At 70.0% G+C, this 20,022-nt stretch carries 20 protein-coding genes; 15 read left to right on the forward strand and 5 right to left on the reverse strand.

Features of this window, described 5'->3' with window-relative positions:
• The first annotated feature begins 76 nt into the window (after positions 1 to 76).
• From smc to JOE64_RS06170, 7 genes are all read left to right on the forward strand, one after another.
• A complete protein-coding gene (gene smc, locus JOE64_RS06140; RefSeq protein WP_204963436.1) occupies positions 77 to 3,580 on the forward strand; it encodes a chromosome segregation protein SMC in 3,504 nt (1,167 codons plus the stop codon).
• A gap of 41 nt (positions 3,581 to 3,621) precedes the next feature.
• Positions 3,622 to 4,494 carry a signal recognition particle-docking protein FtsY gene (gene ftsY, locus JOE64_RS06145; RefSeq protein WP_204963437.1) on the forward strand — a complete coding sequence of 291 codons (873 nt, stop codon included), beginning with the start codon at positions 3,622 to 3,624 and terminating at the stop codon, positions 4,492 to 4,494.
• Between the two features lie 58 nt (positions 4,495 to 4,552).
• Entirely contained in the window at positions 4,553 to 5,053 is a 501-nt protein-coding gene (locus tag JOE64_RS06150) for a DUF2004 domain-containing protein (RefSeq protein ID WP_204963438.1), read from the forward strand.
• 197 nt (positions 5,054 to 5,250) lie between these two features.
• A complete protein-coding gene (locus tag JOE64_RS06155; RefSeq protein ID WP_204963439.1) occupies positions 5,251 to 6,138 on the forward strand; it encodes an ABC transporter ATP-binding protein in 888 nt (295 codons plus the stop codon).
• Positions 6,135 to 7,010, forward strand: coding sequence for an ABC transporter permease (locus JOE64_RS06160; protein WP_204963440.1), 876 nt, complete (start codon positions 6,135 to 6,137; stop codon positions 7,008 to 7,010). Before JOE64_RS06155 ends, JOE64_RS06160 begins: the two co-directional genes overlap by 4 nt.
• Positions 7,011 to 7,025: 15 nt before the next feature.
• On the forward strand, positions 7,026 to 8,198 hold the full coding sequence (locus tag JOE64_RS06165) for a sensor histidine kinase (RefSeq protein WP_204963441.1): 1,173 nt from the start codon (positions 7,026 to 7,028) through the stop codon (positions 8,196 to 8,198).
• Positions 8,195 to 8,836, forward strand: a complete 642-nt coding sequence (locus JOE64_RS06170) for a response regulator (protein WP_204963442.1) — start codon at positions 8,195 to 8,197, stop codon at positions 8,834 to 8,836. Before JOE64_RS06165 ends, JOE64_RS06170 begins: the two co-directional genes overlap by 4 nt.
• Before the next feature lie 152 nt (positions 8,837 to 8,988).
• On the opposite strand, the gene lipA is transcribed toward JOE64_RS06170, so the two are convergent.
• Together lipA and lipB are read right to left on the reverse strand one after the other, a co-directional pair.
• Positions 8,989 to 9,945, reverse strand: coding sequence for a lipoyl synthase (gene lipA / locus JOE64_RS06175; protein WP_239531993.1), 957 nt, complete (start codon positions 9,943 to 9,945; stop codon positions 8,989 to 8,991).
• Between the two features lie 128 nt (positions 9,946 to 10,073).
• Positions 10,074 to 10,736 carry a lipoyl(octanoyl) transferase LipB gene (lipB, locus tag JOE64_RS06180; RefSeq protein WP_271202569.1) on the reverse strand — a complete coding sequence of 221 codons (663 nt, stop codon included), beginning with the start codon at positions 10,734 to 10,736 and terminating at the stop codon, positions 10,074 to 10,076.
• A gap of 46 nt (positions 10,737 to 10,782) precedes the next feature.
• Between lipB and JOE64_RS06185 the strand changes: the two genes are divergently transcribed.
• Positions 10,783 to 11,394, forward strand: coding sequence for a TetR/AcrR family transcriptional regulator (locus JOE64_RS06185; RefSeq protein ID WP_204963445.1), 612 nt, complete (start codon positions 10,783 to 10,785; stop codon positions 11,392 to 11,394).
• Positions 11,395 to 11,406: 12 nt separating this feature from the next.
• Complete coding sequence (ffh, locus tag JOE64_RS06190) at positions 11,407 to 12,969, forward strand: signal recognition particle protein (protein ID WP_204963446.1); 1,563 nt, start codon at positions 11,407 to 11,409, stop codon at positions 12,967 to 12,969.
• Positions 12,970 to 13,022: 53 nt separating this feature from the next.
• Here the strand turns inward: ffh and JOE64_RS06195 are convergent, their stop codons facing one another.
• On the reverse strand, positions 13,023 to 13,790 hold the full coding sequence (locus JOE64_RS06195; RefSeq protein WP_204963447.1) for an SGNH/GDSL hydrolase family protein: 768 nt from the start codon (positions 13,788 to 13,790) through the stop codon (positions 13,023 to 13,025).
• 42 nt (positions 13,791 to 13,832) lie between these two features.
• Positions 13,833 to 15,020, reverse strand: a complete 1,188-nt coding sequence (locus tag JOE64_RS06200; protein WP_204963448.1) for a glutamate--cysteine ligase — start codon at positions 15,018 to 15,020, stop codon at positions 13,833 to 13,835.
• A gap of 194 nt (positions 15,021 to 15,214) precedes the next feature.
• Between JOE64_RS06200 and rpsP the strand changes: the two genes are divergently transcribed.
• The 5 genes from rpsP to JOE64_RS06225 all read left to right on the forward strand — a co-directional run bounded on the left by rpsP (position 15,215) and on the right by JOE64_RS06225 (position 18,346).
• Positions 15,215 to 15,646 carry a 30S ribosomal protein S16 gene (gene rpsP / locus JOE64_RS06205; protein WP_204963449.1) on the forward strand — a complete coding sequence of 144 codons (432 nt, stop codon included), beginning with the start codon at positions 15,215 to 15,217 and terminating at the stop codon, positions 15,644 to 15,646.
• 5 nt (positions 15,647 to 15,651) lie between these two features.
• Positions 15,652 to 15,882 (forward strand): RNA-binding protein, encoded by a 231-nt coding sequence (locus JOE64_RS06210; RefSeq protein ID WP_204963450.1) that lies wholly within the window; start codon positions 15,652 to 15,654, stop codon positions 15,880 to 15,882.
• A gap of 1 nt (position 15,883) precedes the next feature.
• Positions 15,884 to 16,513, forward strand: a complete 630-nt coding sequence (gene rimM, locus JOE64_RS06215) for a ribosome maturation factor RimM (RefSeq protein ID WP_204963451.1) — start codon at positions 15,884 to 15,886, stop codon at positions 16,511 to 16,513.
• Between the two features lies 1 nt (position 16,514).
• Entirely contained in the window at positions 16,515 to 17,204 is a 690-nt protein-coding gene (gene trmD / locus JOE64_RS06220; protein WP_204963452.1) for a tRNA (guanosine(37)-N1)-methyltransferase TrmD, read from the forward strand.
• A gap of 278 nt (positions 17,205 to 17,482) precedes the next feature.
• Positions 17,483 to 18,346: a DUF559 domain-containing protein gene (locus JOE64_RS06225; protein WP_239531722.1), complete on the forward strand. Its 864-nt coding sequence runs from the start codon at positions 17,483 to 17,485 to the stop codon at positions 18,344 to 18,346.
• 213 nt (positions 18,347 to 18,559) lie between these two features.
• Here the strand turns inward: JOE64_RS06225 and map are convergent, their stop codons facing one another.
• Positions 18,560 to 19,342, reverse strand: coding sequence for a type I methionyl aminopeptidase (gene map / locus JOE64_RS06230; RefSeq protein WP_204963453.1), 783 nt, complete (start codon positions 19,340 to 19,342; stop codon positions 18,560 to 18,562).
• A gap of 52 nt (positions 19,343 to 19,394) precedes the next feature.
• On the opposite strand from map, the gene JOE64_RS06235 reads away from it, so the two are divergent.
• A complete protein-coding gene (locus tag JOE64_RS06235) occupies positions 19,395 to 19,892 on the forward strand; it encodes an MFS transporter permease (RefSeq protein WP_204963454.1) in 498 nt (165 codons plus the stop codon).
• The last annotated feature ends 130 nt before the right edge of the window (positions 19,893 to 20,022 follow it).

The following is a 20,022-nucleotide window of genomic DNA, read 5'->3' on the forward strand; positions in this document are numbered from 1 at the left end:
GTGTCGCGCGTCAAGCCCGACCTTCGAAGACCGTCCGCTAGCGTGGGGACGATACCCAGCCGCCGGAGGATCGCGAATGCACTTGAAGAGCCTGACGCTCAAGGGCTTCAAGTCGTTCGCGCAGCCGACCGTTTTCGCGCTCGAACCCGGCGTCACCTGCATCGTCGGTCCCAACGGCTCGGGCAAGTCGAACGTCGTCGACGCGCTCGCGTGGGTCATGGGCGAGCAGGGGGCGAAGACCCTCCGCGGCGGCAAGATGGAGGACGTCATCTTCGCGGGGACGTCCACCCGCGGGCCCCTCGGTCGCGCCGAGGTGCAGCTGACCATCGACAACTCCGATGGCGCGCTGCCGATCGAGTACAGCGAAGTCACGATCAGCCGCACGCTGTTTCGCAACGGCACGAGCGAGTATGCGATCAACGGCGAGAGTTGCCGCCTGCTCGACGTGCAGGAACTGCTCAGCGATTCCGGTCTCGGACGCGAGATGCACGTCATCGTCGGGCAGGGGCGGCTCGACAGCGTGCTGCAGGCGAGCCCGGAGGATCGCCGTGGCTTCATCGAAGAAGCGGCCGGTATTCTCAAGCACCGTCGCCGCAAGGAGAAGACCCTGCGCAAGCTCGAGGCGATGCAGGCGAACCTCACGCGCCTCAGCGACCTCGCCGGCGAGCTGCGGCGCCAGCTCAAGCCACTCGGCAAGCAGGCCGAGATCGCACGCGAGGCCGCGACGATCGCGGCTGTCGTCCGCGACGCGAAAGCGCGACTGTACGCCCACGAGCTGGTGGGCTTGCGCACGCAGCTGGCCGACCACGCACGCGGTGAGCAGGAGCGTCACGCCGAGCGACTCGTCCTGCAGGACGAAGCGGATCAGCTGAAGCAGCGCATCGACGATCTCGAACGCCAGCAGCGCAGCGAAGCGGTCGACGGCGCCCGGGGAGTCGCCTTCGCACTCGAACGGGTGCAGGAGCGCCTACGCGGTCTGTACACGCTCGCCGGCCAGAGGCTCGCCCTACTCGAGGACGACGGCACGCTCTCCCTCGAGGTCTCGACCGTGACCCAGGCCACGATCGACGACGCCCGCACCGAGATCGACGAGATCGCGTCCGGGCTCGACGATGCGCAGGATGCCGCGGCGGCCGCCGGACGCGATGTCATCCGCGCACGGGCGGAGCTCGACGCCCTCGACGCCGACATCGCCGCCCAGAGCGCGCTCGTCTCGGCGCACGACATGCGCCTCACCACGCTGCGCGGCGCAGCGGAGGCAGCGGGCTCTCGGCTCGACGCTCTGCGGGCCGGCCTCGAACGGCAGCAGCGTGCCCTCGACGCCGCTCGTGCGCGGAGGACGGCGGCGGAAGCCGACCTGGCCGACGTCGACCCGGAGCTCGCTCCCGTGGGGTCGTCGGCGGAGCACACCGCCGCCTACGAGCGTGCGCAGCGCGACGCCACCGCCGCCGAGAGCGACGTGGCGTCGCTGCGCGAGCGACTGCACGCCACCGAGCGAGAGATCGAATCGCTGACTGCCCAGGCGGCGGCCCTCGGCCGCGCACTCGATGTGCGAAATGCGGCAGCCGGACTCATCGAGCAGGGCGGCCCGGGCATCCGCGGACTCGTCGGCGACGCCGTCAAGGTCACGCCCGGCTACGAGGCGGCCATCGCCGCCGCCCTGGGCGCCCTCGCCGAAGGCGTCCTCGTGGACGACGTCGACGAGGCCGTCGCCCTCGCGCGGACGGCCCGAGACAGCGATCTCGGGTCGGTGGACATCGCGATCGCCGCGAGTGACGCCGCCGTCATGATCGCCCCGGCGCACGCCGCCGGAGCCACCGCGGCCCGAGAGGTCGTGACCGCCCCCGAGGGCATCCTCGGCATCCTCTCCGACGTCGTGATCGTCGAGACGCTCGATGACATCCCCGCTGCCCGGGCATCGATCCTCGCCGCGGGAGGACGCGCCACGATCGTCACCCGCGGGGGCGAGACCGCCACGGTGTTCACCATTCGAGCCGGGTCGGGCGGCGGCCGCTCTCGCCTGGAGCTGGCGGCGGAGCGCGATGCCGCCACCGAGCGTCTCGCCGAGATCCGCGTCGTGGCGGACTCGTTGCGCGAAGCGCTCGCCGAGGCCCAGCAGAGCTGGGACGCGGCCCGCGCCCGGACGCGGGAGACGCTCCAGCAGCTGCGCGAGCACGATGCCGCACTCGCCGCGCACACCGAGAAGGTCAACCGTGCGACGGTGCGCCACGAAGCCGCCGTCGCGGAGTGCGACCGGCTCCACGCGGGCGTGGCGCAGGCGCAGGCGCAGGTCGTCGACGCCGAAGCCGCGACGCGGACGGCGGAGGAGGCGCTGACCTCGGCGCAGGAGATGCCCCGTCCGATCCTCGACGCCTCCGCGCGAGGCGGCCTGCTCGCCGACCTCGAACAGGCGCGGGATGCCGAGATGCGGGCCCGGCTCGACGTGGAGACCCTCAAGGAGCGCGTGCGCGCCGGCGAGGCCCGCGTCGACCAGCTCGTGCGTCAGCGCGAGCGGGAGCGTGCCGCCGCCGCCGAAGCGGCCCGCCGTGCCGTCATCCGGCGCGCACAGCGTGAGATCGCCGCAGAGGTGGCCGCGACGTTGCCCCCGCTGCTCGATTCGGTCGATCGCTCGGTCTCGCAGGCGCGCGTCGAGTTGCAGCTCGCGGAGCAGACGCGGACGGCCCTCACTGCCGAGCTCGGAGAGCTGCGCACGCGGGATGCCGCGGTGCGCGAGCGTCTCGCGGGCGTCACCGAGAGCGTGCACGGGCTCGAGTTGCAGATGCACGAGAAGCGTCTGCACGTCACGAGTCTGCTCGAGCGGGTGGCATCCGAGCTCAGCCTCGACGAGAATATTCTCGTTTCGGAATACGGCCCCGACCAGCCGGTTCCCGGCGACGATGATCAGCCGCGGTTCTTCGATCCGGTCGCGGGCCGCCGTCGGCTGCAGGACGCCGAGCGCACGCTCGCCCAGCTCGGCCGGGTGAACCCGCTCGCCCTGGAGGAGTTCGCCGCGCTCGAACAGCGGCACGCGTTCCTCACCGAACAGCTCGCCGACCTGGTGCAGACGCGCGCCGACCTCGAGACGATCATCGGCGAGCTCGACGAACGCATGCAGACGATCTTCCTCGCGGCGTTCGAAGACACGAAGACCGCCTTCGGAGAGGTGTTCCCGATCCTGTTCCCGGGCGGTGCGGGCAGCATCTCGCTGACCGACCCCGACCATCCCCTGACGACGGGCATCGAGGTGGCCGTGCGACCCGTCGGCAAGAAGATCGAACGCCTGTCGCTGCTGTCGGGCGGCGAGCGCTCTCTCGCCGCCGTCGCGCTGCTCACCGCGATCTTCAAAGCGCGCCCGAGCCCGTTCTACATCCTCGACGAGGTCGAAGCGGCGCTCGACGACGCGAACCTCGGACGCCTGCTCGGTGTCTTCGAGCAGCTGCGCGCGTCGAGCCAGCTGATCGTCATCACGCACCAGAAGCGCACGATGGAGATCGCTGACGCGCTCTACGGCGTTTCCATGCGCCAGGACGGCGTGTCGGCCGTCGTCGGTCAGCGCGTGCGCGAGCGCGACGCCGTCTGAGCCTCGCACTCCGCACCGCCGCGCGCCGATAGTCTGGGGTGATGGCGGAGAACTCCTGGTCGCTCGGTCGCGCGCTGCGCGGCCTGTTCGTCAAGCCCACGATCGACGAGACGACCTGGGACGATCTGGAGACCGCACTGCTGACCGCGGACTTCGGTCCCGACGTCACCGAGCGGATCGTCGACGAGCTGCGCGAGAAGGTCGACCGTTACCGCACGACCGATCCGCGCGACCTGCAGCGGATGCTCAAGGAGACCCTGGAAGAGCACTTCGCCAAGTTCGACACGACGCTCCGCCTCACCGAGAGGCCCGCTGTGGTGCTGGTGGTCGGGGTCAACGGCGTCGGCAAGACGACCACCATCGGCAAGTTCGCCAAGTTCCTGCAGCGCTACGGGCGCTCGGTCGTCGTCGGTGCCGCCGACACGTTCCGCGCTGCCGCCGTCGACCAGCTCGCGACGTGGGCCGAGCGCGGGGGAGCGACGATCGTCCGCCCCCAGCACGAGGGTCAGGACCCGGCATCCGTCGCCTATCAGACGATCGACTACGCCAAGCAGACGGGCACCGAGATCGTGCTCGTCGACACCGCGGGACGCCTGCACACCAAGGGCGGCCTCATGGACGAGCTGACGAAGATCCGGCGCGTCATCGAGAAGCAGGCGCCCATCAGCGAAGTGCTGCTGGTGTTGGATGCCACGACCGGACAGAACGGCGTGATGCAGGCCGAGGCGTTCCTCGAGCACGCCGGAGTGACCGGCCTCGTCCTCACGAAGCTCGACGGGTCGGCAAAGGGCGGTTTCGTCCTCGCGGTGCAGGAGCGCACCGGCATCCCGGTCAAGCTCCTCGGCCAGGGCGAGGGGATCGGCGACCTGACCGGCTTCACGCCGCACGTGTTCGCCGCCGCCCTCGTCGACTGAGACGGCGACATGCCGCCCCGGGGTCGCGTTCGGGCGGCGAGGATGGTTGCATAAGGCCATGGCGATCGAGCACGACTACTTCGGCCTTCTCGAGTCCGGCCCCGACGGGTCGATCTTCTGGTCCGAGACGGTCGATTTCGCGGACCAGCGCGTCACCGTCGATCTCACCGCGCCCGATCAGGACGACGTGTCGCAGGCCGCGCTCGACGTCGCCGCGGGAATGATCTCGGCACTCGAGGAGATCGATCTGACCGCGCGCAACGCGATGGTCTCGGAACTCGACGACCGCACCAGCGAGGTGACGGAGTACCTTCTGCAGCAGCAGGAGCAGTTCGGCGAGGATCTGCCGGACATCCTCGTCGACATCTCAGGCGACGTGCACATCGACATCATCCGTTCGCTGCAGCTGGTGAGCATGACGATCCTCGCGGACGAGCACGGCGGCACGGATCCTTTCGCCGTGCTCGAGTACGCCCTCGACGCGGATGCCACCGACGACGTCCTCCTCGTGAACCTCGCCAGCGACGGCGCGGTGCAGTCGGTCACCAGCGCCGACTGACGCGCCCGACTCGATCCCGCACCGGAGCCCCCGCGAAACCTCGCTTCTGTACGCCTTTTCGGTGTTTTGCGTGACATACGCGAGGTTTCGCGGGGTGGCGGATGCCGCGGCGCGGGGTACGGGTCCACCGAATGAAGGACCCAGGGTCACCGGATGACGGGTGCCGCCGCGCATCGCCACGGCACCATCGTGGAACCATGGCCACGACAGCGAGCGCCCCCACCATCGTGCGGGGGCTGACCAAGAGATACGGCGACGTCACCGCCGTCGACGACGTGAGCTTCGACGTGTCGCCCGGCGAGGTCTTCGCCTTCCTCGGCACGAACGGCGCCGGCAAGTCGACGACGATCGGTGCGCTCACGACGGTGATCGAGCCGGATGCCGGGTCGCTGACGGTGGCGGGGCGCGACGCCCGTGCCGACGGCGACGCGGTGCGACGATCGATCGGAGTCGTCTTCCAAGACTCTCTGCTGGATGCCGCCCTCACCGTGCGCGAGAACTTGACCGTGCGAGCCCGGCCGTACCTCGGCTCGACCGCGCTCATCCGCGAGCGGATCGCGAGCCTCACCGACCTGGTCGATCTGGGCGAGTTCGTGGACCGCCGCTACGGGCGCCTCTCGGGCGGGCAGCGGCGCCGCGCCGACATCGCACGGGCGCTGTTGCACGACCCCGAGATCGTCTTCCTCGACGAACCGACGACCGGCCTCGACCCGGCCAGCCGTCAGGCCGTCTGGCGCACGGTGCACGAATTGCGCGAACGGATCGGTCTCACCGTCTTCCTGACGACGCACTATCTCGAGGAGACCGAGCAGGCCGACCGGGTCTGCATCATCGATCGCGGTCGGATCATCGCCCAGGGGACTCCGAACGATCTGCGCGCCCGCTACAGCTCGAGCATCCTCACTCTGATGACCGCCGCCGGTAGCGAGCGGATCGTCGTTGCGGACGCCGCCGAGGCTCGACGCATCCTGACCGAGCGCGGTGACGGCATCCTCGACTTCGAGTTCCGGCACGGCCGGATGGACGACGTGTTCCTCGCGCTCACCGGGCGAGCCGCCGACGCAGTCGAGGGGAACGCCCGATGAGGACCGTCATGGCCTACGCCGGCCGGAACCTGCGGCTGTTCGCCCGTGACCCGCTCGGGGTGTTCTTAGCCCTCACCGGCGCCATGGTCGTGTTCCTCCTCTACTCGCTGTTCCTGGGGCAGACGCAGGTCGACTCCCTCGCGTCTCTGCCGGGCGTCGACCGAGGGCAGGCGCGCGATTTCGTCGACGCGTGGATGTTCGCGGGGGTGGTGGCCGTCGCAGCGGTCACAACCCCGCTCGCCGCGCTGTCGGTGTTCGTCGAGGATGCCGCATCGGGACGCTTCCGCGACTTCCTCGTCTCGCCGGTGCGGCGCGCGCAGCTGGTGCTCGGCTACCTCGGTTCCGCCTTCGTCGTCGGACTCGTCATGACGCTTCTCGTGCTGGCGGTAGCGGTCGCCTATCTCGCGGCGACCGGCCGAACGGTGCCGGATGCCGGTTCGCTCTCGGTCATCGTGGGGTGGACCGCGCTCTCGGTCGCCGCCTACACGGCTCTCTGGGCCTTCGTCGTGTCGTTCCTGCCCACCACAGGTGCGTTCTCCGGTCTGTCGACGCTGGTGGGCACACTCACCGGGTTCGTCGCGGGTGCGTACATCCCGCTCGGTGCTCTGCCCGACACCGTGCGCGACGGGGTCGCCGTTCTGCCGTTCGCGCAGTCCGCGATGCTCGTGCGGCGCGAGTTCGCCGCCGCTCCGCTCGAGGCGCTGACGAGGGGAGCATCCCCTGCGACATCCGATCTCGCCCGTGTCTACGGCATCGATCTGACGTTCGGTGGTGGCATCGTGCCGGTGTGGGTCGCCGCGGCCGTGCTGGCGTCGATGGTGCTCGTCTTCACGGCTCTCGCGGTGATCCGCATCCGCGCCCGCATCCGGTGAGGGCAGGATGAAAGAATGATCAGACGCCTCTGGGTCGACATTGCGGTCGCGGCGGCCATGCTGCTGGGCATCGCGATCGTCGTCGGAGGCGGAGACCGCGGAGGGATCGTGGTCGCGCTGAGCGGACTCGCGCTCTTGCTGATCGCGTACGTGTGTGCTCGACCCATGCTCGCCGCCCCCACCGGGCCCCGAGCGGGATGGATCGTGGCGGTCATCGCTGTGTCGTTCGGCGTCATGACGTGGGGGTCGCCCTCGCTCGCCACGATGCAGGTGATCGGCTACCCGCTCGTGTGGATGATCAGCCCGCGCATCCGGGCGGGCGTCGTGGGCTCGTGCGCCGTGGGTGTGGGGATGTTCGCCGGCACCGTCGGCGGGCTCGGCTGGAGCGGCGACGTTCTGCGGGACGCGGGCACCATCGCCGTGCTCTCCGTGGCCTTCGCGATCGTGATGGGGTGGTGGATCACCTCGACCGCGGAGTACGGCGAGGAGCGCGCGCGTCTGGTCGACGAGCTCACGTCCGCGCAACACGAGGTCGCGGCCCTCCATCGTGACAAGGGGATGAGCGACGAGCGGGAGCGTATCGCCCGGGAGATCCACGACACTCTGGCCCAGACGTTGGCGGGCCTCGTGATCCTCGCCGAGCAGGCGGGGCGCCGCTCTCGGCAAGGCGACAGCTCCGGGGCGGCATCGACCACGGCGCGGCTCGAATCCGTGGCCCGCGAGGCCCTCGATGAGGCGCGCGCTCTGGTCGCCCGCACGGCCGCGGTCCCGAGCGACGACGCGCTCGAAGCAGCGATCGAGCGGCTCGTGGCGCGTTTTCGGGATGACACGGGCCTGGAGATCCTCGTCCGCTCCCCGCGCGATGTCGTCGGGCTCGACCGCGACCGACAGGTCGTCATCCTGCGCTGCCTGCAGGAGGCGCTCTCGAACGTCCGGCGGCACGCGCACGCCGACCGGGTCGTGATCGACGTTTCCCGTGACGAGGACGGCGTCGTGCGACTCGTCGTGCAGGACGACGGCCGCGGTTTCGACAGGGATGCCGGTACCGTCGGCTACGGCCTCGAGGGCATGCGCGACCGGGTGGCGCTCGCCAACGGCGTGCTCGAGGTGCGCTCGGCCCCGGGTTCCGGCACGACGCTGAGCGTGGCGCTGCCTGCCGCATCGATGACGATCGGGCGTGCTCGATGATCCGGGTGCTCGTCGTCGACGATCACCCGGTTGTGCGGGCGGGGCTGGCGGGTCTGCTCTCCGACGAGCCGGGATTCGTCGTCGTCGGAGAGGCCGCCGATGGCGACGAGGCGGTGCGTGTGGCGGTCGAGGCATCTCCGGACGTCGTGCTCATGGATCTGCGGATGCCCTCTGTCGACGGAGTGACCGCGACCGCACGCATCGTCGCCGAACGTGCCGGGAGTGCCCGCCCCCGAGTGCTCGTCCTCACGACGTACGAGTCCGACGACCAGATCCTCGCGGCGATCGAGGCGGGCGCGAGCGGATACCTGTTGAAGGCCGCGCCCCAGGCGGAGATCGTCGCCGGGATCCGTGCCGTTCATGCCGGGCAGACCGCGCTGTCGCCGGCCGTCGCCGCGCGCCTCGTCGAACGGATGCTGCGGCCCGAGCCCGAGGCATCCGTCCTCACGACGCGCGAGACGCAGGTGCTGGCGCGCGTCGCGGCGGGCGATGCCAACAAGCAGATCGCGGCGCGCCTCGGCATCGGGGAATCGACCGTCAAGACGCACCTGCTGCGGATCTACGACAAGCTCGGCGTCGACAGTCGCACCCGTGCCGTCACCCTCGCGCTCGAGCGCGGCCTGCTGCCCCGCGGCTGATCCCTCGTCTGCGCAGGATCGCACCGGAGTCCCCGCGAAACCTCGCGTATGTACGCTTTCGGGGCGTTTTTCGTGACATACGCGAGGTTTCGCGGGGACTCGGAACGGTGAGACGTCGCAGCGGAGCGAGAGCGCTGCAGGCGCGGCGCGGGTCAGACGGCCTGAGCGAACTCGGCGTCCTGGCCCAGGTGGGCGAGGTGGGCGGGCAGGTCGCGGCCCTTCGACGCCATCGACTGTGCCCACAGGCGTCCGGCACGGTAGGACGAGCGCACGAGCGGTCCGGCGAGAACTCCCAAGAACCCGATCCGCTCGGCCTCCTCCTTGAAGGCGACGAACTCGTCGGGCTTCACCCATCGAGCCACCGGCAGGTGGCGCGGGGTCGGGCGCAGATACTGCGTGATCGTGATGATGTCCGTGCCCGCGTCGTGCAGGTCGTGCAGCGCCTGGACGACCTCTTCGGGCTCTTCTCCCATGCCGAGGATGAGGTTCGACTTGGTGATGAGTCCCGCGGTGCGCGCCTGGGTCAGCACGTCGAGCGAGCGCTCGTACCGGAACGCGGGGCGGATGCGCTTGAAGATGCGCGGCACCGTCTCGACGTTGTGCGCGAACACCTCGGGGCGGGCGTCGAACACCTCGCCCAGCAGTGTCGGGTCGCCGTTGAAGTCGGTCGCCAGCAGTTCCACACCGGTGCCGGGGTTCACCTCGTGGATCTGTCGGATCGTCTCCGCGTTCAGCCACGCACCGCCGTCGGGCAGGTCGTCGCGGGCGACGCACGTCACCGTGGCGTAGCGCAGCTGCATCCGGCGCACACTGTCGGCGACGCGACGCGGCTCGTCCGTGTCGTAGTCGGCCGGTTTACCGGTGTCGATCTGGCAGAAGTCGCACCGTCGGGTGCACTGCGACCCACCGATGAGGAAGGTCGCCTCGCGGTCCTCCCAGCACTCGTAGATGTTGGGGCAGCCCGCCTCCTGGCAGACCGTGTGCAGGCCCTCGCCCTTCACGAGCGACTGCAGGGCCTGGTACTCCGGCCCCATCTTCGCCTTCGTCTTGATCCACGAGGGCTTCCGCTCGATCGGGGTCTCGGCGTTGCGGACCTCGAGTCGCAGCAGCTTGCGTCCCGCCGGCGCGTTGGCCGGCCCGGACTCGCCGCTGGGCGTCACGCCGCACGCGCCGGCGCTGCTGGACGCGCCTGTTCCGCAGGAGGCGGTGCTGTGGGGGGCGCCTGTTCCGCAGGCGCTCATGCCGCGATCTCCGCCGTCGCCCCGAAGGATGCCCGGAACGCGTCCGCCACGGCATCGTGCACGTCGGCGGGAGTGACGTCGCGCCCGAGCACCTCGCTGATCGTCGTGACGCCGGCATCCGAGATCCCGCAGGGGACGATCTGCGAGAACGGCAGCAGCGAGTTGTCGCAGTTGAGGGCGAAGCCGTGCATCGTCACGCCGCGCTGGACACGCACGCCGATGGCGGCGATCTTGTCTTCGGACAGCGGTCGGCGTACCCACACGCCGCTGCGTCCCTCGACCCGGTACCCGTTGACTCCGAGCCCGGCGAGCACATCGATGAGGATCTGCTCGAGACGGCGCACGTGCGCGACGACGTCCATCGGCTCGGTCAGCCGCACGATCGGGTAACCGACGAGCTGGCCCGGACCGTGCCAGGTGATCTTGCCGCCCCGGTCGACGTCGACGACAGGGGTGCCGTCGGTGGGGCGTTCGTGGCGCGCCGTGCGCGCGCCTGCGGTGAAGACCGGCTCGTGCTCGAGCAGCAGCAGGGTGTCCGGGCGCACGCCCGAGACGACCTCGGCATGGATCTCGCGCTGGAGCGCCCAGGCGTCGGTGTAGGGGATCAGGTCGGGGGCGAGGCCCACCGTCTGCACGTCGAGCATGCCGCTCCTCCGAATCGATTGTTGTACCGCGTCCAACAATACGCCTCGCTACAGTGTCGGGATGAGCACCGGCCGGCCGCGCGCCACCTCGCGCGACACGATCGCCGAGGCAGCCTGCGAACTCTTCCTCGAGCAGGGATTCGCGGGCACGACGGTCGCCGACATCACGCGCCGCGCCGGCGTCAGCCGCTCCAGCTTCTTCAACTACTTCACCTCCAAGTCCGACGTGCTCTGGGCGGGACTCGACTCGCGCATCGCCGCACTCGTCGAGCGCCTCGCGAACGATGCCGTGGCGGATGCCGTGGCATCCGTCACAGCCGCGGTGCGCGATCTCGGTGCGGGATTCGCGCCCGACAGTCTCGCGCTGGCGATCGTGCATGCCGAGGCGATGGGCCTCGGCGACGAGATCGAGCGCGAAGCCGCCCTCCGCCGCTCGCGGATCGCTGTGGCCATCGCCCACAGACTGCGCGTCGCGGGGATGTCGACGCTTCGCGCCGAGGTCGCGGGCGCCGCTCACGCCGGTGCGGTGCTCGCCGCCATCGAGGCGTGGGCGCACGCCGGCGCCGGGGGAGGGCCTGTCGCGCCGATCCTGGAGGAGGCGCTGGATGCCGCCGCCGTCACGCTCGGCGACGGAGGAGCGACGTCGCGCTCGGGCGGGAGTGCGCTCCCGTAGAATCGGGGGATCATGGCGACTTTCGGCACCCTCTCCGACCGGCTCACAGAGACCTTCCGCAACCTCCGCACGAAGGGCAAGCTCACGCCCGCCGACGTCGACGGCACCGTCCGCGAGATCCGCCGCGCGCTTCTGGATGCCGACGTCGCGCTGCTCGTCGTCAAGGACTTCACGGCGAAAGTGCGCGAGCGCGCGCTCGGTGACGAAGTCAACAAGGCGCTGAACCCTGCCCAGCAGGTCGTGCAGATCGTCAACGAGGAGCTCGTCGCGATCCTCGGCGGCCAGCAGCGCCGTCTGCAGTTCGCCAAGAACCCGCCGACGGTCATCATGCTCGCCGGGCTTCAAGGCTCGGGCAAGACGACCTTCGCCGGCAAGCTCGCCAAGCAGCTCGAGAAGGACGGGCACACCCCGCTCCTGGTCGCGTGCGACCTGCAGCGCCCCAACGCCGTCAACCAGCTGCAGGTCGTCGCCCAGCAGGCCGGTGCCGCCATCTACGCTCCCGAGCCCGGCAACGGCGTGGGAGACCCCGTGCAGGTCGCCCGCGACGGCGTCGAGGCCGCGCGCCGTCAGCAGCACGACATCGTCATCATCGACACGGCGGGCCGCCTCGGCGTCGACGCCGAGCTGATGACGCAGGCCGCCGACATCCGCCGGGCTGTCGACCCCGACGAGGTGCTCTTCGTCATCGACGCGATGATCGGCCAGGACGCCGTCAACACCGCGAAGGCGTTCCAGGACGGCGTCGATTTCACAGGTGTCGTGCTCTCCAAGCTCGACGGCGATGCGCGCGGCGGTGCGGCGCTGTCCGTGGCATCCGTCACCGGGCGACCCATCATCTTCGCCTCGACCGGTGAGGGGCTCGACGACCTCGAGGCCTTCCACCCCGACCGCATGGCGAGCCGCATCCTCGACCTGGGTGACATCCTCACCCTCATCGAGCAGGCGCAGCAGGCCTTCGACGAGGACGAGGCCCGCAAGGTCGCCGAGAAGCTCGCCAACGAGGCGTTCACGCTGGAGGACTTCCTCGACCAGCTGCAGCAGATGAAGAAGATGGGCTCGATGAAGAAGATGCTCGGGATGCTCCCGGGCATGGGCCAGATGAAGCAGCAGCTCGAGAACTTCGACGACAAGGAAATCGATCGCACCGAGGCGATCATCCGGTCGATGACCCCCGTCGAGCGTCGGAACCCCAAGATCCTCAACGGCTCGCGGCGCCTGCGCATCGCACGCGGCTCGGGCATGACCGTCACCGACGTGAACCAGCTCGTCCAGCGCTTCGATCAGGCCGCGAAGATGATGAAGACCGTCGCGCGCGGCGGCGTGCCCTCGATCCCGGGCATGGGTTCGCTCGGGGGCAAGCCGGGGGCGTCGAGCAAGCGCGGGAACAAGAAGAAGGCGGGGAGCGGCTCGCGTTCGGGCAACCCCGCCAAGCGCGCCGCGGAGAACGCGGGACTCGCCGCCGCCGCGCAGAGCGCGCCGACCGGATCGGGCTTCGGCCTGGGTGCGGGCGCCGGTGCGCCGCAGCCGAGCGAGGCGGACCTCGCCGAGATCCAGAAGCTCTTCGGCAAGGGCTGATCCCCGCCGCGCCGCTCGGGGGCACGGGTGGACGCTGCCCGGCCTGACGCCCGTCAGTGCAGGATGTGCGCGTCGCTGAGCTTCGCGTGGACCGTCTCTTCGATCGCCTGCTGTCCGCGTGGCGTGGGGTGCACGTCGTCCTCCTGCATCCACGCCGGATGCCCCTGCAGCGGCTGTCCGACGTCGATGAACGTGCCGTCGACGTCGGAGATCGCGCTCTGCAGATCCTCGGAGGTGCTCTCCACCTCGTCGGGAACGTCGGCGTCGTCGTTCCAGATGGTGCTGAGGCCCACGATCACGGCGTGCGGTACGGCGTTGCGCATCTCCTGCACCGTGGTGAGAGTGCCGGCTCGCACATCATCCGGGTCTTCACCGAAGTCGTTGCTCGAGGACTGCACGATCACGATGTCCGGCTGCAGTGCCGCGAGCGCCGGCACGAGGCCGGAGTACGGCGTGCCGCAGTCGCCCGAGACGACGAAGCCCATTCCCCCGCAGGCGAGGTTCGTGAGGGTCACATGGGTCTTGTCGGCGAGGAGCGTCGGCCAGGCCTGGCCGAGATCGAGTCCGTAGCCGGACATCAGCGAGTCCCCGACGGTGACGATGCGCAGCCGGTTGGCCCACTTCGAGGTCGGGTTGGGGGTCGGGGAGGCGACGGCGAACGCGGGGGCCTGCGGCCCCGCGTCGGCGTTCGAGGGGGTGCAGGCCGAGGTCACGAGCGCGGCGGCGGCGAGAGCCGGCACGCCGAGCGCGGCAAGGCGGATCGCGCGCAGACGGCCCGCGCGATCTGTGCGGTGCGCGGCTCGTCGAGACGGTCGTGGCATGCAGCGGACACTACGCGAGCAACCTTAGGACTCCGCCGAGAGCTACGGCGTGCCTGCGGAGTCGCCGTTCATCGCGAGGTCGCGGAGGTGATCGCGCAGCGTCGGACCGCCGCGGAATTCGCGGATGAGATGGTGCACGACCTCGCGCAGGTCGCCGTCGGAGGCATCCGCGACGAGCAGCTGCCGGGTCGAGCTGCCGCCTTCGTCGAGGATCCGGTTCACTCCGGCGAGTTCGCGTGCGCAGTGCAGGTCCTCGGCGACGGGGGCGAGCATCTCGATGGTCTCGCGCAGGTGCTCGGCGACGGGTCGCTGCGTGCCCTCGGGGTCGACGACGACGCGCGCCGCGGTGCCGTACCGCGCGGCGCGCCACTTGTTCTCGCGGGCGAACCACGGCTGCAGCGCGCGCAGCTCGCGTCCTTCGTCGAGCTCGCGCGAGAAGTGCTCGACGAGCACCTGCACGAGCGCCGCGACAGCGGCGAGCTCCGGCAGAGTCGACATCCCGTCGCAGGCGCGCACCTCGATCGTCCCCCAGCGCGGGGCCGGACGGATGTCCCAGCGCACCTCGGTGGCATCCTCCATGACCCCCGTGCGCACCATGTCGTCGAGGTAGGACTCGTACTGCGCCCAGTCCATGAGCGGCCAGGGGAGACCGGCCGTCGGCAGCTGCTGGAATACGAGCGCGCGATTGGATGCGTATCCGGTGCGCTCGCCGGCCCAGAACGGGCTCGACGCAGACAGGGCCTGCAGATGGGGGAGATACGTGCTGAGGGCGCCGATGATGGGGAAGACCTTGCGGACGTCCTCGACGCCGACGTGCACATGGATGCCCCAGATCATCATGTTCCGCCCCCACCACTGGGTGCGCTCGATGAGCTTGTGGTACCGGGTCTTGTCGGTCACGTGCTGGTCGTACCACTGCGCGAAGGGGTGGCTGCCGGCGCATAGCAGTTCGATCTCGCGGGGCGAGGTCAGAGCGCGCACCTGCGCGATCGCGTCGCCGATGTCGTCGACGGCGGATGCCACGGTGTCGCCGATCCCGCTCGTCACCTCGATCGTGTTGGTGAGCAGCTCCCCGGTGACGGTGAACCGTTCGAGTTCGGTGCTCTGCTCGAGTTCGGGCAGGATCTCGGGCGCGCGGCCGACGAGATCACCCGTCGTGCGGTCGGCCAGCATGAGCTCCCACTCCAGGCCCACGGAGGAGCGCGCGGAGGTCGCGAAGGTCACCGTCATGGCGTCAGTCTGGCATGCGTGCGACACGGCGAAGCGCTCGGTTCGCGGCATCCGACACAATCTGGCAAAATAGACCGTTGGACCACCCGCTCGACCCTCTATCCAGCGGCGCGGGTCCACCGCAGAGCTTCCGCCGGGTGTGCACCCCACGCTCCAGGCGACGTTCATCACTTTCCACACCAATCAGGAGAATTGTGGCTGTCAAGATCCGTCTCAAGCGCCTCGGCAAGATTCGCGCGCCCTACTACCGCATCGTCGTCGCCGACTCGCGCACCAAGCGCGACGGTCGTGTCATCGAGGAGATCGGTCAGTACCACCCGACCGAGGAGCCCTCGATCATCAAGGTCGACTCCGACCGTGCGCAGTACTGGCTCTCGGTCGGCGCGCAGCCGACCGAGCAGGTCGCCGCGCTGCTGAAGCTCACGGGCGACTGGGGCAAGTTCAAGGGCGACAAGGACGCCGTCTCGACCGTCAAGGTCGCGGGCGACAAGGAAGAGTTCCAGGTGGACTCGGCCAAGAAGTCGGTCATCAAGCCCAAGGTCGAGAAGAAGGCCGACGCCCCCGCCGCCGACTCTGCCGACGCCGAGGCCCCCGCGGCCGACGCCGAGCAGACCGACGCAGAGTAATCGCGTTGCTGTCCGCCGCGCTCGAGCACATCGTCAAGGGGATCGTCGATCACCCCGATGATGTCGTCGTCCGTTCCTCCACGTCGCCGCGAGGCGACATCCTCGAGGTGCGCGTGCACCCCGACGATCGAGGTCGGGTGATCGGGCGCGGCGGTCGCACCGCGAAGGCCCTGCGCACCCTCGTGTCCGCTCTCGCCGACGGCGCCCGCGTGCGCGTCGACGTCGCGGACGACTGAGATGTCCGCGGCCGAACCCGCCCGCACGCAGTTGCGGGTCGGGCGCCTCGTCAAGGCCCATGGCCTGAAGGGCGCCCTCAAGCTCGAGCTCTACACCGACGACCCGGACGGACGCTTCGTCCCCGGCGCCGTCTTCACTCTGCAGGTGCCCGAGGCATCGCCGTGGCACGGCAAGACCGTGACCGTTCGCGAGTTCCGGTGGATGAACTCGCACCCCGTCGTCTTCTTCGACGACATCGACGACCGCACGGGCGCCGAGTCGATCGTCCGCGCGATCCTCTGGATCGACCAGGACGAGAGCGCACCCGACGAGGACGATGCCTGGTTCGATCACCAGCTGGTCGGACTCGACGTCGTGCGTGACGGTGTCCGCGTCGGTCGCGTCGTCCGTGTCGATCACCTCCCGGCACAGGATCTGCTCATCGTGCAGCCCGCCGGGTCGGGCGACGAGATCCTCGTCCCGTTCGTCGCCGCCATCGTCCCCGAAGTGGACGTGGCCGGCGGGCGCGTCGTCGTGACCCCGCCGGCAGGGCTGTTCGAACCCCTCGACGAGGATGATGAGCCCCAGCCGGCCGACCCCGAGACCGAGACGTCCTCGGCACCCGCCGAGGACGAGCCGAGCGGAGCCTGACGTGCGCATCGACGTCGTGACCATCTTCCCGGCGTTCTTCGACGTGCTGGAGGTGTCGCTGCTCGGCAAGGCGCGCGGTGCGGGCATCCTGGACGTCCGGGTGCACGACCTGCGCGACAAGACGCACGACCGCCATCGCACGGTCGACGACACGCCCTACGGCGGCGGCGCCGGGATGGTCATGAAGCCCGGGCCCTGGGGCGAGGTGATCGACGAGATCGCGGATGCTTCGCATGCCGATCCGATCTTCGTCTTCCCCTCGCCGGCGGGCGAGGTGTTCACACAGGCGACCGCCCGCACGCTCGCCGACGAGTCTCATCTGGTCTTCGGGTGCGGGCGCTATGAGGGCATCGATGAGCGCGTGTTCGCGTATGCCGCGACCCGCGGTCGGGTGCGGCTCGTGAGCCTCGGCGACTACGTGCTCAACGGCGGCGAGGTCGCCGCCATGGCGATGATCGAGGCGATCGGACGCCTGGTCCCCGGCGTCGTGGGCAACCCCGAGAGCCTCGTCGAAGAGTCCCACGAGGATGGTCTGCTGGAGTACCCGTCGTACACGAAGCCGGCGTCGTGGCGGGGCTACGAGGTGCCGGATGTGCTGTTGAGCGGCCACCACGGTCGTGTCGCCGCCTGGCGGCACGAGCAGCAGGTCGAGCGCACGCGCGCGCGACGCCCCGACCTGATCACGGACTGATCCGGAGCGCCCGGGCATCCGCTTCGTTCTGCGGGTTCCGCGGACGCCGGTTCGGTGAGGTGCGGACGCCGGTTCGGTGAGGTGCGGCCGTCGGTTCCTTCCGCGACAGGGGATCCGGCCGGAACAGGACGTTTCCGACCCGCCGCGTCCTGCGTCGGAGGATTCTCCTGTTCTGAGTGGATGCCGCTACGCCCTCCCCAGCGAGCGTCGAGCCGGATCCATCCACAAGCGGCGAGGCTCGGACATCGCGGGCTGCATCATCGCGGGAGGATGCGGGCATGACGATGAGCGATGCGCCGGCACGCCTGGAGAGCGCCATCCGCGCGCGTGGCGGCGCTGCCCACAGCGCAGACCTGCGCACGGCGGGGTTCTCGCCGCACACGATGCGTCGGGCGGTCGCCGCGGGACGCGTGGAGCGGCTGCGCCGGTCCTGGCTGATCGCCGACGGGTGCGATCCGGGCATCCGCCGCGCCGTCGCTGTCGGAGGACGGCTGACCTGTGTGACGGCGGCTGCCGCGCGCGGATTGTGGACGCGTGGCGGCGATGCTGCGGTGCACGTGGCTGTGCCGCGGACGGCCTCGCGTCTGTCGGACGACGGCCTGCGGCTGCACTGGGGCACGGGGCCGCGTCCGGTGCACCGGCATGCCGTCGTCGACGACCTGGTGAACATCCTGTTCCACGTCGCGCAGTGCCTCGATCCCCCCGATGCCCTCGCCATATGGGAATCGGCGATCCGGACGCACCGGGCGGATCCGGCCGAGCTGAGGCGCATCCTCTGGCGCAGCACCGCCGCCGCGCGGTATGCGAACGTCGCATCCCTCCTGTCCGACTCCGGAGTCGAGACGCGGTTCGTCGGTCTGCTGCGGTCGATCGGAGTGCAGGTGCGCCAGCAGGTCCGCATCGACGGACATCGCGTCGATGGCCTGGTGGGAGAGCGGCTCGTGCTCCAGGTGGACGGGTTCGCGCATCACCAGGCGGCCGACCGCCGTCGTGATCTGCGCGCAGATGCCCGCCTCGTCGTGCGCGGCTACACCGTTCTTCGGTTCGATTTCGTGCAGGTGCTGTTCTCGCCCGATGAGGTCATCGCCACCGTGGCGATGGCGATCGCTCAAGGGCTCCATCTGGTATCCCGCGGTAGGTGACCTCCGCCCGTCGGGGACGTCGATACGGACCAGGCCTCCCGGACATCCGAACACCCGCGCGCACGGATGCCTGCGCGCACGCGGTAACAGGATGATCGGCAGGATCAGGACGATGCGCGGGGGAATCGTCCTGATCCGGCCGAATGTCCTGTTCCCGGTGACGGGCGGCCGATGCCCGGCCCGCGGAGCGAACCCCGGCGCGGAGCCTTGGGCTCAGCGGACGCCGAGGAAAGAGCGATCGGTGAGGATGATCGGGCCGTCGGCGGTGATCGCGACGGTGTGCTCCGCGTGCGCGCCGCGCGAGCCGTCGGCGCTGCGCAGCGTCCAGCCATCGGGGTCGGTGACGAGTTCGTCGGTCGTCTGCAGGAACCAGGGCTCGAGGGCCACGACGAGGCCGGGGCGCAGCGGATAGCCGCGGTTCGGCTTGCCGTCGTTGGGCACGTGCGGGTCGCCGTGCATCACACGCCCGACGCCGTGACCGCCGAAATCGGTGTTGATCGAGTAGCCGTCGGCATGGGCGACCTCGGCGATCGCGTGGGAGATGTCTCCGATCCGACCGCCCGACACGGCCGCGGCGATCGCGGCATCCAGCGCGCGCTCGGTCGTGTCGATGAGCGCGAGATCCTCGTCGCGAGGCGTGCCCACGACGAAGGACACCGCCGAATCGGCGACCCATCCATCGACGGACACCGCGAAATCGAGCGACACGAGGTCGCCGTCGCGCAGCGCGTAGTCGTACGGCAGCCCGTGCAGAACGGCGTCGTTGATCGACGTGCAGATCACCTTGCCGAACGGGCTCGCCCCGAACGAGGGGTGGTAATCGATGTAGCACGACTCCGCTCCGGCGGTGCGGATCATCTCGTGCGCGCGCCGATCGATCGTCAGGAGGTTCGTGCCGACCTTCGTGTCTTCCCGCAGCGTCGCGAGAACCTCCGCCACGAAGCGCCCCGCGGGACGCATCGCTTCGATCTCGGCCGGAGTGCGCAGCTCGATCATCGTGATCCTTTCGTCAGCTTCCATTGTGGTGCGTCGGCGTAGCATCGGTGTCATGGCACTGCGCAGTGGGTTCTATCGGTGGCTGCTCCCGGCGGCGTTCGTCCTGCCGCTGTGGCTGTTCGTCGGCTGGATCGTCTTCGGCGCGAACCCGCTCTCACTGCTCTGGGTGCTGATCTCGGCTCCGATCGTGCTGATCGGCGAGCTCGTGCTGAGCCTGCTCGTCCGCGCGCGGGGCACCGCACGTGCGGAGCGCGCCGTGTCGTGGACCGATCTCGCTCTCATCGGCGCATGGCACGTGCTCGTGTTCTCGCTCGGGTTCTTCGCGAACCCGTGGTGGTGGCCGCTGTTCGGTCTCACGGTCGCGGTCGGCGTCGGGGCATTCTGGGGCGTACTCGCGCAGCTGTGGCGTGAGGCGCGGCCGATGGGCGTGGTCCTCCGGACCCCCGGCGGCGTGGGCTACGTCCCCGCGCCGGCACCCGACGAGACGCCGTCTCGGACGGATGCCGAGGTGATCGTCGTGCGCGAGAAGAGTGCCCCGCCGGCGGCGTGACCGGTCTCTGCCCCACCGCTCGTCCCGCCCTGCGGAGGCGTGCGCGGGCGGTTTTGGCATGAGGGTGGCATCCATGGCAGAATGGATGTTTGTGCCCTGACCAGGCTCTGCCTCAGGGGAGCACGGCGTC

It is taken from the genome of Microbacterium dextranolyticum, assembly GCF_016907295.1.
Lineage (GTDB): Bacteria > Actinomycetota > Actinomycetes > Actinomycetales > Microbacteriaceae > Microbacterium > Microbacterium dextranolyticum.

Bases quoted from the DNA above. Each gene is read 5' to 3' on its own strand.
- ffh (WP_204963446.1), top strand. From the start codon at position 11,407: ATGGCGACTTTCGGCACCCTCTCCGACCGGCTCACAGAGACCTTCCGC.
- JOE64_RS06200 (WP_204963448.1), bottom strand. From the start codon at position 15,020: ATGACGGTGACCTTCGCGACCTCCGCGCGCTCCTCCGTGGGCCTGGAG.
- JOE64_RS06225 (WP_239531722.1), top strand. From the start codon at position 17,483: ATGACGATGAGCGATGCGCCGGCACGCCTGGAGAGCGCCATCCGCGCG.
- JOE64_RS06235 (WP_204963454.1), top strand. From the start codon at position 19,395: ATGGCACTGCGCAGTGGGTTCTATCGGTGGCTGCTCCCGGCGGCGTTC.
- JOE64_RS06185 (WP_204963445.1), top strand. From the start codon at position 10,783: ATGAGCACCGGCCGGCCGCGCGCCACCTCGCGCGACACGATCGCCGAG.
- JOE64_RS06150 (WP_204963438.1), top strand. From the start codon at position 4,553: ATGGCGATCGAGCACGACTACTTCGGCCTTCTCGAGTCCGGCCCCGAC.
- ftsY (WP_204963437.1), top strand. From the start codon at position 3,622: ATGGCGGAGAACTCCTGGTCGCTCGGTCGCGCGCTGCGCGGCCTGTTC.
- JOE64_RS06170 (WP_204963442.1), top strand. From the start codon at position 8,195: ATGATCCGGGTGCTCGTCGTCGACGATCACCCGGTTGTGCGGGCGGGG.
- JOE64_RS06165 (WP_204963441.1), top strand. From the start codon at position 7,026: ATGATCAGACGCCTCTGGGTCGACATTGCGGTCGCGGCGGCCATGCTG.
- JOE64_RS06155 (WP_204963439.1), top strand. From the start codon at position 5,251: ATGGCCACGACAGCGAGCGCCCCCACCATCGTGCGGGGGCTGACCAAG.
- rimM (WP_204963451.1), top strand. From the start codon at position 15,884: ATGTCCGCGGCCGAACCCGCCCGCACGCAGTTGCGGGTCGGGCGCCTC.
- JOE64_RS06195 (WP_204963447.1), bottom strand. From the start codon at position 13,790: ATGCCACGACCGTCTCGACGAGCCGCGCACCGCACAGATCGCGCGGGC.
- map (WP_204963453.1), bottom strand. From the start codon at position 19,342: ATGATCGAGCTGCGCACTCCGGCCGAGATCGAAGCGATGCGTCCCGCG.
- smc (WP_204963436.1), top strand. From the start codon at position 77: ATGCACTTGAAGAGCCTGACGCTCAAGGGCTTCAAGTCGTTCGCGCAG.
- JOE64_RS06160 (WP_204963440.1), top strand. From the start codon at position 6,135: ATGAGGACCGTCATGGCCTACGCCGGCCGGAACCTGCGGCTGTTCGCC.